At 68.3% G+C, this 11,949-nt stretch carries 10 protein-coding genes, 1 tRNA gene and 1 pseudogene; 10 read left to right on the plus strand and 2 right to left on the minus strand.

What is annotated here, in order from left to right:
• Nucleotides 1–17 precede the first annotated feature (17 nt).
• From ACIA76_RS30175 to ACIA76_RS30195, 5 genes are all read left to right on the plus strand, one after another.
• A complete protein-coding gene (locus ACIA76_RS30175) occupies nucleotides 18–809 on the plus strand; it encodes a type II secretion system F family protein (protein WP_397156565.1) in 792 nt (263 codons plus the stop codon).
• Nucleotides 810–1,344: 535 nt separating this feature from the next.
• A complete protein-coding gene (locus ACIA76_RS30180) occupies nucleotides 1,345–1,941 on the plus strand; it encodes a type II secretion system F family protein (RefSeq protein WP_397156568.1) in 597 nt (198 codons plus the stop codon).
• Between the two features lie 57 nt (nucleotides 1,942–1,998).
• Nucleotides 1,999–2,211 carry a DUF4244 domain-containing protein gene (locus tag ACIA76_RS30185; RefSeq protein ID WP_397156570.1) on the plus strand — a complete coding sequence of 71 codons (213 nt, stop codon included), beginning with the start codon at nucleotides 1,999–2,001 and terminating at the stop codon, nucleotides 2,209–2,211.
• The gene (locus ACIA76_RS30190) at nucleotides 2,208–2,552 is read left to right on the plus strand and encodes a TadE family type IV pilus minor pilin (protein WP_397156573.1); all 345 of its coding nucleotides are present in this window, start codon (nucleotides 2,208–2,210) and stop codon (nucleotides 2,550–2,552) included. The genes ACIA76_RS30185 and ACIA76_RS30190 overlap by 4 nt, the downstream gene beginning before the upstream one ends.
• On the plus strand, nucleotides 2,549–2,926 hold the full coding sequence (locus ACIA76_RS30195; RefSeq protein ID WP_397156574.1) for an Rv3654c family TadE-like protein: 378 nt from the start codon (nucleotides 2,549–2,551) through the stop codon (nucleotides 2,924–2,926). Before ACIA76_RS30190 ends, ACIA76_RS30195 begins: the two co-directional genes overlap by 4 nt.
• A 334-nt stretch (nucleotides 2,927–3,260) precedes the next feature.
• On the opposite strand, the gene ACIA76_RS30200 is transcribed toward ACIA76_RS30195, so the two are convergent.
• A complete protein-coding gene (locus tag ACIA76_RS30200; RefSeq protein WP_397156576.1) occupies nucleotides 3,261–5,654 on the minus strand; it encodes a DEAD/DEAH box helicase in 2,394 nt (797 codons plus the stop codon).
• 435 nt (nucleotides 5,655–6,089) lie between these two features.
• On the opposite strand from ACIA76_RS30200, the gene ACIA76_RS30205 reads away from it, so the two are divergent.
• The 5 genes from ACIA76_RS30205 to ACIA76_RS30225 all read left to right on the plus strand — a co-directional run bounded on the left by ACIA76_RS30205 (nucleotide 6,090) and on the right by ACIA76_RS30225 (nucleotide 11,432).
• Nucleotides 6,090–6,296: a cold-shock protein gene (locus tag ACIA76_RS30205; RefSeq protein ID WP_062506310.1), complete on the plus strand. Its 207-nt coding sequence runs from the start codon at nucleotides 6,090–6,092 to the stop codon at nucleotides 6,294–6,296.
• Nucleotides 6,297–6,557: 261 nt separating this feature from the next.
• Nucleotides 6,558–9,413 carry a type I DNA topoisomerase gene (topA, locus tag ACIA76_RS30210; RefSeq protein ID WP_397156606.1) on the plus strand — a complete coding sequence of 952 codons (2,856 nt, stop codon included), beginning with the start codon at nucleotides 6,558–6,560 and terminating at the stop codon, nucleotides 9,411–9,413.
• An 88-nt stretch (nucleotides 9,414–9,501) separates the two neighbouring features.
• On the plus strand, nucleotides 9,502–10,017 hold the full coding sequence (locus ACIA76_RS30215) for a DUF664 domain-containing protein (RefSeq protein ID WP_397156578.1): 516 nt from the start codon (nucleotides 9,502–9,504) through the stop codon (nucleotides 10,015–10,017).
• Nucleotides 10,018–10,065: 48 nt separating this feature from the next.
• Nucleotides 10,066–11,280, plus strand: a complete 1,215-nt coding sequence (locus ACIA76_RS30220; protein WP_397156580.1) for a DNA polymerase III subunit delta' — start codon at nucleotides 10,066–10,068, stop codon at nucleotides 11,278–11,280.
• A gap of 79 nt (nucleotides 11,281–11,359) precedes the next feature.
• Nucleotides 11,360–11,432 (plus strand) — tRNA-Thr (locus ACIA76_RS30225).
• Nucleotides 11,433–11,658: 226 nt separating this feature from the next.
• Here the strand turns inward: ACIA76_RS30225 and ACIA76_RS30230 are convergent.
• Nucleotides 11,659–11,949, minus strand: a pseudogene (locus ACIA76_RS30230) (hypothetical protein); the annotation flags it as partial.

Genomic DNA, 11,949 nt, shown 5'->3' on the forward strand with positions numbered 1-11,949 from the left:
TGCAGTCCGGCGGCGCGATGAGCGCGGTGGTGCTCTGTCTCTCGCTCGCGATGATCGCCCTGCCCTCCGGGATCGGGAGGCGACGGTTCACCGCCCTGTTCGGTGAGCCGCATTCGATGCGAAAACCTCGGTCGCCCTGGGTCCTCCGGGTCGTGCTGCTGTGCGCACTCGGCGCGGTGGCGGTGCTGGGCGTGGGCGCACTGATCGCCGTCGCGATGGCCGCGACCACCGTCGGCGCACGGATGCGCCGGGGGCGGACCGATCGTCGGCGCATCGCGCAATGCCGGGCCTTGGCGGATGGGCTCGAGATCGTGATCGGCGAACTGCGCGTCGGCGCTCACCCGGGCACGGCGGCCGCGGTGGCGGCCGAGGAGACCGATGGCGTGGCGGCTCGTGCCTTCGCGGCCTGTGCGGCCCGTAGCCGACTGGGCGGTCGGGCCTCCGATGGACTGCGCGATCCACACGCGCTGGTCGCGGCGGAGCTCGGTCGTATCGCCGATGCCTGGCAGCTGGCCGAGCAGTACGGACTGGCGTTGGCCGACCTCCTGTCCGCCGCCCGCTGGGACCTGCTCGCTCGCATACGTTTTCGTGACCGCACCCGCGCGGCCCTGGCGGGTCCCCGCGCGACGGCGGCGGTCCTGGCCGCCCTCCCCCTGATCGGCATCACCCTCGGTCACCTGATGGGCGCATCCCCACTGACGGTCCTGCTCCGCCCAGGCCCAGGAACTCTCCTCCTGCCCGTCGGTGTGGCCCTGGCATGCACCGGCATCCTCTGGACCGACGCCCTCACCCGAAAGGCGTTGATATGAAACACCTCTCGTATATCACCCCGAGTGCGGCCCGTCGGCTCGAGCTACGAACGCAAGGTATGGGGCCGGCCTCCCTGTCCGGGCCGACGCACAGGCCGTATCGAGCGATCGCGTATGTGCACGTGACGAATCCCCGCCGTCCATTGCTATCGCTCGGCGGAGGCGGCATCGACCTCGGCCACAGGAAAGCGAGGGTTGTCTCAACCGGTGACCCGAGCAGAGTCCGGCTGCACAGGACCGCGAAGCGGGTGAGTCCGGAGATCCTCTCGACAGATCGATCGAGGTGTCAGCCCGAACGGTCCTGTGCGGGTGGGTGTTACGCCCCGGCGGTCCGAGCAATGCCCAGCGGTCCGGCTCCACGGATGGCCAGTGCCGGGCCGATCGCCCCGGCTCCGCGGCTGCGCGCGTCGTGCCGAGCGGTCGCGCGCGGGTGCTGTCCCTCGATGGGGTGGGTGGAGGGAATCGGATCGACTGCCGTAGTCGAGTTGTGTCGCCGTCCCGAATTCGCGGTGCGGCGCGGAAGCGAGGTCCGTGTATGACCGGATCACCGTTGGCCGTACTGCTATTCGGTTCGGCACTGCTGGTCGTGCCGGGACCGCGGACCTCTGCGGATCGGCTGCGAACCGTGCTCGGCGGGGGAGAACGCCTGCGGCGTCGACCGAGAAGTGCGGCGGCCGATCCCCTGGCCACCGCGTCGGCCTTCGATCTGCTGTCGGCATGTCTACGAGCGGGCCTACCCGTGGCGACGGCCGCGCGTGCGGTCGCATTCGCTGCGGCCGATCCGTTGCGCACGGCCCTGCGGCATGCCGCGGAACTGCTTGCCCTGGGGGCGGATCCGGCCACGGCGTGGCAGCGCGCGGCCGAGGATGTCGGCTCCGGCGACGTGGCCGCGCTAGCTCGTCTGGTTCGCCGCTCCGCACGGTCGGGCAGCGCCCTCGCGGGCGCGGTCACCGAACTGGCCGAGCACTGTCGAGCGGAGGTCGAGGACACCGCGACCGCGCGGGCCGAGCGTGCCGGAGTCCTGATCGCCGGCCCCCTCGGACTGTGCTTCCTGCCCGCCTTCCTCTGCCTGGGCATCGTGCCCGTCGTGATCGGCCTGGCCGGCCGCCTGCTCGGCGGGGGCCTGCTGTGACCACATCCGGGAATCGGTGCGGACCGGCCGCGCCGATCCGACAGAAAGGAGAGATCGATGCGAGGGACAGTGCGATCGGCGTTCTGGGAGTTGCGCTGCCGGCTGTTGCGGGCGGTGGTTGCCGACGACGGCATGAGCACGGTCGAATACGCCATCGGGACCGTCGCGGCGGCCGCGTTCGGCGCGATCCTCTACACCGTGGTCACCGGCGACTCGGTTGTGAGCGCTCTGACCCGGATCATCGACAAGGCGCTCAACACGTCGATGTGAGCCGACCGGACGGTGAGCGCGGCGCGGTCACGGTGGAGGCGGCCATAGCCCTGGCCGCGCTCATCGCGGTCGTGGTCTTATGCCTGGCCGCTCTGCTGGCGGCGTCGGCACAGGTCCGTTGTGTCGACGCAGCCCGCGAGGCGGCCCGCTCGAGCGCACGCGGCGCCGATGCCGGCGCCCTCGCGGCGGCGCGGCGGGTGGCTCCGTCCGGTGCGACCGTCTCGGTACATGACGACGGCGACCTCGTGGTCGCCACCGCCGATGTCCGGGTACCGCTGTTCCCACTGCTGGTGCTGCGTGCCGAGGCGGTGGCGTTCCGTGAGCCCGGGGTCCGCGAGTGAGCGCCGCGACGCGGGCCTGGCGGGGCGAGGACGGCGGTGCCACCGTCCTGGCGTGCCTGGCCGTGATCGCACTGCTCGCGCTCACGCTGCTGACGGCTCAGGTGGGCGCGATCGTCGCCGGGCGGCACCGCGCCCAGGCCGTGGCGGATCTGGGCGCCCTGGCCGCGGCGGGTGCGCTCGACGCCGGATCCGGCGCGGGCTGCGCGAGGGCCGAAGAGATTGCGCGGCATATGCGAGCCAGGGTGCTCGAATGCACCGTGGTCGGCTGGGACGTCACACTCAGCGTCGAGACAAGTGTCGTGGCCGGACCATTCGGCGCTCGTTCGGTTCGAGCGGCAGCCCGTGCGGGTCCTGTCGAACCGGACAGTTCATGAATACCGAACGGTTGGTGCCGCAAGTAATGCGTGACCGCCGACACAACCTACGGGCGCGCGTTCTGTTCGACATTGCCGAAACTCGCTACCGAGAATTGAAGGCCGACTCACTATTCAATTGATCTATGAAGCGTCACTGGAATTGAACCCGCAAGTCGCGGTTATTCACGGGAGCAATGCGCCAGTTAATATGACCACATTCCTTTTTATTCATTCCGGGTGGTAGCGACCGTGACCCAGCTCGCGCGGGCCGGGCTGGTTCGCAGCTGGTTCGCGCCCGATCGCGACCATACGGCTCTGGTAGCGAAGCGATCTCGCCGCGGTGACCTGGCTGTCACGGTTCGGATTCGCCGCCGTCACCGGCCGGATCGTCCGGCAGTTCGGCGAGGATCGCGCGCAGCAGTGCGTCTGCACCGGCCTTGTCCAGCGGGTTGTTGCCGTTGCCGCACTTGGGCGACTGCACGCAGGACGGGCAGCCACTCGGGCATTCGCAGGACTCGACGACCGACAGCGTGGCCGCCAACCAGGTCCGCAGCCGGGCGAAGCCGCGCTCGGCGAAGCCCGCGCCACCAGCATGACCGTCGTAGACGAACACCGTGGGCAGCCCGGTATCGGGATGCTCGGCGGTCGATACCCCGCCGATGTCCCAGCGATCACAGCTCGCGACCAGGGGCAGCATGCCGATCGCGGCATGTTCGGCGGCGTGCAGGGCCCCGGGCACCCGCTTGGGGTCGAGTCCCGCGCGGCCCAGCAGTTTCGGGGTGACGGTGTAGAGCACGGCCCGGGTCGGCAGTGTCTGCTCCGGCAGATCCAGCTCGATCAGGTCCAATACCTCGCCCGTGGGAAGTCTGCGCAGGTAGCCGACGACCTGACTGCGCACCCGCACCCTGGCCAGGGCGATCGTGACCTCCCCGTGCGAGCGTTCGGTGGTCACCTCGTCGAGGGCGATCGAAGTGACCGCCCGGGCGCTGGTCGTCCAGCCCGGCTGATCGGCGTGGACGAAGGCGATCCCGTCGTCGAGGTCCAGTTCGTCGACCACATACGTCTCGCCTTGATGCAGGTGCACCGCACCCTGATGCAGCGTGGCCGGTGCGCGACCCGCATCGGCCGTTCCGAGCAGGCGCCCGCTCTCCTCGTCGACGATCGCCACCGGCGCGCCGATGCCGCCGCGGACGTCGACGGCGTCGTGCGGCGCCGCGGCGGCAGTGACGTACCAGCGGCCCAGTCCGGAGCCGTTGACCCGGCGGCGGATGAGGCCCTGTTCGGCGAGGTCGGCGAGCAATTCCCGGGCCCCGAGGTCGTGCACCTCGGCATCGGTGAGCGGCTGCTCCAATGCCGCGCACAGCAGATGCGGTCCCAATACATAGGGATTGTGCGGATCGGTGATCGTCGCCTCCACCGGCCGGCCCAGCAGCGCCCGCGGGTGATGGACCAGGTAGTTGTCCAGCGGATCGTCGCGGGCGACCAGGACGACCAGCGATCCCTGCGTGCGCCGCCCGGCCCGCCCGGCCTGCTGCCAGAACGAGGCGACCGTGCCCGGAAAACCGGCGATCACCACGGCATCCAGCCCGGCGATGTCCACGCCGAGTTCGAGCGCGGTCGTCGTCGCCGCGCCGACCAGCGATCCGTCGGCCAGACCGGCCTCCAACTCGCGCCGATCCTCGGCCAGATAACCCGCTCGATAGGCCGCCACTCGCTCGGCCAGCTGTGGATCCACCTCGAACAGCAGCCGCCTGGTCTCCATCGCCACCGACTCCGCGGCCCGCCGTGATCGCACGAATGTGAGCGTCCGCGCACCCTCGATGACCAGGTCGGACATGATCCGCGCGGCCTCGGTGACGGCCGGTCGCCGCACCGGCGCCCCATTCTCTCCGGTGGCGGCGAGCAGCGCGGGCTCCCACAATGCGACGGTGCGGGCGCCCTGCGGTGAGCCGTCCTCGGTGACCGCCACACAAGGCGCGCCGATCAGCCGGGACGCCGCTACGGCCGGATCCGCGGTGGTGGCCGAGCACAGCACGAACACCGGATCGGCCCCGTAATGACGGGCGAGTCGATGCAACCGCCGCAGCACGAGTGCCACGTGGGAACCGAAAACCCCGCGGTAGGCATGGCATTCGTCGACCACCACGTAGCGCAGTCGCCGCAGCATCCGTGCCCAGCGCTGATGCGAGCGCAGGATGCCCAGATGCAGCATGTCCGGATTGGTGAAGACCCAGCGGGCATTGGCACGCACCCACTGCCTCACCTCGGCCGGAGTGTCACCGTCATAGGTGGCCGGATGCACATCGCGCAACGGCCCCTCATGAGTGAGCGCCGCCGTGGCCCGCAGCTGATCGGCGCCCAGCGCCTTGGTCGGCGAGAGATACAGCGCGGTCGCCCGGGGGTCCTCGCGCAGCGTCGTGAGCACCGGCAATTGATATCCCAGCGACTTACCCGAGGCCGTTCCCGTGCACACCACCACGTGCTGCCCGCCCGCGGCGAGATCGGCCGTGCGGGTCTGATGTGACCACGGAAATTCGATGCCGCTCGCCTGAAACGCCGCGACCACATCCGGCGATACCCAAGAAGGCCAGGTCGTGAGCTGTGCCGCGCGCGCCGGAAGTTCGGTGACGTGGGTCAGACGCGAGTCGCCGTCCGGATGCTCGGCCAGGACACGATTCAGCAACGATCGACCAAAGCCCGGTTCTGCGCCCGGATGTGTCCGCGTCTTCGGTTCGCTCGGATTCATCCGACTCAGGCCTCGCCATGCAGAGAATGTGTGAACGGTGTGTGTTGCGAGAGTCCTACCTGCCTTTTCACTACCGAGTAGCGACCCGTGCCACGGGCTGTTTTCCTGATAGACGCTCGGTTATCCAGAAGCAAACCTACTCCAAGTACGGATATGGGCATTGCGCGCCTCACCTGCGCATTCGCAAGATCATCTTTTTTGCAAATTGTCGGTAACTCGACTGTTGAATTGCCCGGAGACATGGTTAAGTGGTTCCTGGTCGCAAGCTTCTGTGTTCGAGGGAACGGATCCAAAGTCCAAACCATCAGCAGGATCGATGTTGCGAACGGTGTGCTTGATGCTTCCTGCAGGGGGAACAGAGTACAGCGGTCGGAACGGACCCGGTGGATGAACCAAAGTTGTCCGCCGTTCCGGTATGGAAAGAGAAGGAACAGAATGGCACAGGGAACTGTGAAGTGGTTCAACGCGGAGAAGGGGTTCGGCTTCATCGCGCCCGAGGACGGCTCCGCTGACGTCTTCGTCCACTACTCCGAGATCCAGGGGTCGGGCTTCCGCACCCTCGAGGAGAACCAGAAGGTCGAGTTCGAGGTCGGTCAGGGCACCAAGGGCCCGCAGGCCACCGGAGTTCGCGCCATCAGCTGAGCGCGTAACCTAGGTTCGATCGCTCGTCCCTCACCGCCCACCGCGGTGGGGGACGAGCCGTATCCGGGGCAGTACACTCGACCGCAAACCGGGGCATTCCAACACGCCGTGCCGCAGGTGCGGTCGTACAACACGGTATAAACGTCTCTGGTGGGAGACATCTGTCTCCACCGCTTGCCCCAGCCGCGCGCTGCGTGCCAGGCGCCGCGCGGGTCGACAGGAAAGGTGTGTTCGCCGGTGGCAACACGAGACCGCGGTGCAGTGCCGAACTCTCAGGCAGCGCCCGACCAGGGGCGCCCCCTGCGTCGTCTCGTGATCGTCGAGTCACCGACGAAGGCCAAGAAGATCGCGCCCTATCTGGGCCGCGGCTACGTCGTCGAGGCTTCCGTCGGTCATATTCGCGATCTTCCGCGTGGGGCCGCCGATGTGCCCGCCAAGTACAAGGGACAGTCCTGGGCCCGGCTGGGCGTCGACGTCGACAACGACTTCGAGCCGATCTATGTGGTGAGCCCGGACAAGAGGGCGAAGGTCTCCGAGCTCAAGAATCTGCTCAAGGACGCCGACGAGCTCTATCTGGCCACCGACCCCGACCGCGAGGGCGAGGCCATCGCCTGGCATCTGCTGGAGACGCTCAAGCCCAAGGTCCCTGTGCGGCGCATGGTGTTCCACGAGATCACCGAGCCCGCCATCCGCGCGGCCGCCGCCGACACTCGCGAGCTGGATAACGATCTGGTCGACGCGCAGGAGACACGCCGCATCCTGGACCGGCTCTACGGCTACGAGGTCAGTCCCGTGCTGTGGAAGAAGGTCATGCCGAGGCTGTCGGCGGGCCGGGTGCAGTCGGTGGCGACCCGCATCATCGTGCAGCGCGAGCGCGAGCGCATGGCGTTCCGTTCGGCCGAGTACTGGGATATCGCGGCCAAATTCGACGCCGGCGGCGAGGGTGACGAAGCCAACCCGCGGACCTTCGGGGCGCGACTGGTCACCGTCGCCGGATCGCGCGTCGCCAGCGGCCGAGACTTCGGCGCCGACGGTCAGCTGAAGACCAGCGGGGTCGTCGTGCTGGACGAGGGTTATGCCCGGCGGCTCGCCGAGGCGCTCGAGGCCACCGATTTCCAGGTCGGCTCGGTCGAATCCAAGCCCTATACGCGCCGGCCGTACGCGCCGTTCATGACCTCCACGCTGCAGCAGGAGGCCGCCCGCAAGCTGCGGTTCGGCTCCGAGCGCACGATGCGGGTCGCGCAGCGGCTGTATGAGAACGGCTACATCACCTATATGCGTACCGACTCGACGACGCTGTCGGAGTCGGCGATCGCGGCGGCCCGGGCTCAGGCCACTCAGCTGTACGGACCTCAGTTCGTCCATCCGACGCCGCGGCAGTACACCCGCAAGGTCAAGAACGCGCAGGAGGCACACGAGGCGATCCGCCCGTCGGGCGATACCTTCGCCACGCCGGGCCAGCTGGCCTCGCGGTTGGATCAGGACGAGTTCCGGCTCTACGAGCTGATCTGGCAGCGCACGGTCGCCTCGCAGATGGCCGATGCGCGCGGTACCACGCTGACCGTGCGGATCACCGGCGTGGCCGGTACCGGCGAGGAGTGCGTGTTCTCCGCGTCCGGTCGCACGATCACCTTCGCCGGCTTCCTCAAGGCCTACGTCGAGAGCGTCGACGAGGACAGCGGCGGCCAGTCCGACGACGCCGAATCTCGGCTGCCCGCGCTGAACGAGGGCCAGGGCGTCACCGCCACCGAGCTGACCCCGGACGGCCACACCACCAATCCGCCGCCGCGCTACAACGAGGCGTCGCTGGTCAAGGCGCTGGAAGAACTCGGCATCGGACGCCCGTCCACCTACGCCTCGATCATCAAGACGATTCTCGACCGCGGCTATGTGTACAAGCGCGGTAATGCGCTCGTCCCGTCGTGGGTGGCGTTCGCGGTGGTCGGTCTGCTCGAGGAGTACTTCGGCCGCCTGGTGGATTTCGACTTCACCGCGGGCATGGAGGACGATCTCGACGCCATCGCGGGCGGGCGTGAACAGCGCGGAGACTGGTTGTCCAGCTTCTACTTCGGCGGCGAGCACGGTGCCGAGGGATCGGTGGCGCGCTCGGGCGGGCTGAAGAAGATGGTCGGCGAGCGGCTCGACGATATCGACGCGCGTGAGATCAACTCGATCAAGATGTTCACCGACGACGAGGGCCGCGATGTGGTGGTCCGGGTCGGTCGCTTCGGTCCCTATCTGGAGCGGATGGTCGTCAATCCCGATGACCCGGACGGTGATCCGGTCTCGCAGCGGGCCAACCTGCCCGACGATCTCCCGCCCGACGAGCTGACCCCGGAGGTCGCCGAGAAGCTGTTTTCGACGCCGCAGGAGGGTCGCGAACTGGGTGTCGATCCGCAGTCCGGTCATCGAATCGTGGCCAAGGAAGGGCGTTTCGGGCCCTACGTCACCGAGATCCTGCCCGAGCCGAACGGCGATGGTGAAACCAAGGACGCGAAGAAGAGCGCCAAGAAGGCGGCGGCCGTCAAGCCGCGGACCGGCTCGCTGTTCAAATCGATGGATCTGGCGACGATCACCCTCGACGACGCGCTCAAGCTGCTGTCGCTGCCGCGCGTGGTGGGTGCCGATCCGGCCAACGGTGAGGAGATCACGGCCCAGAACGGCCGCTACGGACCGTATTTGAAGAAGGGCACCGACTCGCGGTCGCTGACGAGCGAGGACCAGATCTTCGCCGTGACGCTGGAGGAGGCGCTGAAGATCTACGCCGAACCCAAGCGTCGCGGCCGGCAGGCCAACAGCGCGGCGCCGCTGCGCGAGCTGGGCGCCGATCCGGCCACGGGCAAGCCGATGGTCATCAAGGACGGCCGCTTCGGCCCGTATGTCACCGACGGTGAGACCAATGCCAGCCTGCGCAAGGGCGACGAGGTGGAGTCGGTCACCGACGCGCGGGCCGCGGAGCTGCTGGCGGATCGGCGGTTGAAGGCGCCGGTGAAGAAGGCGACCAAGAAGGCCGCGAAGAAGACCCCGGCCAAGAAGGCGGCAGCCAAGAAGGCCGTCAAGTCCGCGGAGAAGGCTCCGGTGAAGAAGGCGACCAAGAAGGCCGCCGCCAAGGCCTGATCGCGGAAATCGGTCGGTGTCCGTTTTCTGTCGGTGTCCTGCCGTAGCGTGTCCAGCCATCTGAGCACGCACCGCGGAAGGACCTCCGATGACCGCACCCTCGATCAGTCAGGAACGTGAAGATCTGATCGCCATGCTCGACGCCCAGCGCGAGCTGTTCCGGATCACGTTGCGCGGCATCGACGATGGTCAGGCTCGGCAGCGCACGACCGTCAGCGAGCTGACACTCGGCGGGCTCCTGCATCATCTGGTCAGCTGTGAGCGGCATTGGCATACGGTGCTCGTCGAGCGCGACGAGAACGCGAAACTCGATGTGTCCAAGTTCGATTCGGAATATCGGCTGGCGCCGGAGGAGACCGTCGAGGGTCTGCTGAAGGAATGGGAGTCCGTCGCCGACGATATCGCGGCGCTGATTCGGAGCGTCGACGACCTCGATGCCGTCGTCCCTACGCCCACCTCGCCCTGGGTGCCCGAAAGGGTGTGGCAGACAGTGCGTTTCACGCTGCTGCACATCTTCCGAGAGCTCGCCCACCATAGCGGGCACGCCGATATCCTCCGCGAGGCGCTCGACGGGGCCAGCTCCACCTATCAGCGCAACGCCTGACCGGGCGGCCGCGCCGAGCTGTCGGTGGCGGCCGCTAGGGTGTACGACGTGGCGGGTGTCTTCGATCGGCTGGTGGGCCAGGATGCGGTCGAGTCCGAGCTGACGGCTGCGGCAGTGGCGGCGCGCAGCGGGGTGTCGTCCTCGGCGATGACGCATTCGTGGTTGTTCACCGGCCCGCCCGGATCCGGGCGTTCGGTGGCGGCGCTGTGTTTCGCGGCCGCGCTGCAGTGCACCGATCCGGGGACCCCTGGATGCGGCCACTGTCATGCCTGCACCACCACGATGGCGGGCACCCACGGCGATGTGCGCCGGGTGATCCCCGAGGGATTGAGCATCGGCACCAAGGAGATGCGCGAGATCGTGCAGGTCGCCGCGCGTCGGCCCAGCACCGGCCGCTGGCAGGTGGTGGTGATCGAGGACGCCGACCGATTGACCGAGGCGGCCGGGAACGTGCTGCTGAAGGTCGTCGAGGAGCCGCCGGAGCGAACGGTGTTCCTGCTGTGTGCGCCGTCGGTGGATCCCGAGGACATCTCCGTGACGCTGCGATCGCGGTGTCGGCATGTGCATTTGGTGACACCCTCGGCCCCGGCCATCGCCCGGGTGTTGCGGGAGCGCGACGGACTGGATGCCGACACCGCGGCATGGGCGGCCTCGGTGAGCGGCGGACATGTCGGCCGCGCCCGGCGGTTGGCCACCGACGAAGAGGCCCGGACTCGGCGTAAGCGGGCCCTGGCATTGGTCGCGGCCACGGCCCGACCGGGCGCCGCCTATGCAGCCGCCGATGAACTGGTGAAGTCGGCCGAGGAGGAGGCCAAACAGGTCAGCGCCACCCGGGACGAGCGCGAGCGCGAGGAATTGGCCACGGCCCTGGGCGCGGGCGGCACCGGTAAGGGCACCGCCTCGGCGACCCGCGGCTCGGCGGGCGCGCTGAAGGATCTGGAACGTCGCCAGAAATCCCGCGCCACCCGCACCGGCCGCGACTCCCTGGACCGCGCGCTGATCGATGTGGCGGGCCTCTACCGCGACGCGCTCGCGGTCCGCCTGGGCGCGGCCCGCCCTGATCCGAGCACCGGTGTGGCCCTCACCCATCCGGACCTCCCGGACCAGATCCGCGAGCTGTCCACCGACGTCCGCCCCGAGGGCCTGCTCCGCTCCATCGAGGCCGTCCTCGAATGCCGCGAGGCCCTCGACCTCAACGTCAAACCCCGCTTCGCCGTGGCCGCCATGGTCGCCGGTCTGATCGCCGCCCGAACCACCGGTTGACCCAGGTCACCGCCGCACCCGCCCACCGATTTTCCCGATCCGCCCCCGAGGCGATAGACTCGCACCCGCCGCAAGGCACGCCGCCTTAGCTCAGTCGGTAGAGCGCTTCACTCGTAATGAAAAGGTCGGGAGTTCGATTCTCCCAGGCGGCTCAACAACTTTCCGGCTCTAACCAGCCGATTTCCGGGACCGTCGGCGCTTCCGTCGAACCGGCGCCGCACCCTTCTTGTCACGGTTTGTCACAAGCGCCTCCGGCATGCCTGCCGCCGAAGCCAGCGCATCATCATGCGAATGGACATAGGTGCGCATGGTGAAGGCGGAATCAGCGTGCCCCAGCCATGCCGAGATCACCGCGATCGGCACCCCTCTGAAGGTGCATCAAAGTCCCGCACGTGTGGCGAGCATCATGCAGCCGGATCCGGCGCACCCCGTCGCCTTGGTGACCTTGTCCCAGTAGTCAGTGAGCGTGTCCGAGTGATGCGAGCGGCCCGCCTCATCGACCACCACATGCGTTCCCGGTCCGTACGCCTCACCGAGCGCCAGCTTCTCGGCCGCCTGTCGTTTCCCGGGCCGCCCCTGCGTGTCAGGCTGAGTTGAGTCCATTGGTTCAGAGCAAATCGGCCTGACGCGGGGCGAGATACGGATCGATATTTCATGACCAGCACGAGG

Source organism: Nocardia sp. NPDC051570 (genome assembly GCF_044454005.1).
Lineage (GTDB): Bacteria > Actinomycetota > Actinomycetes > Mycobacteriales > Mycobacteriaceae > Nocardia.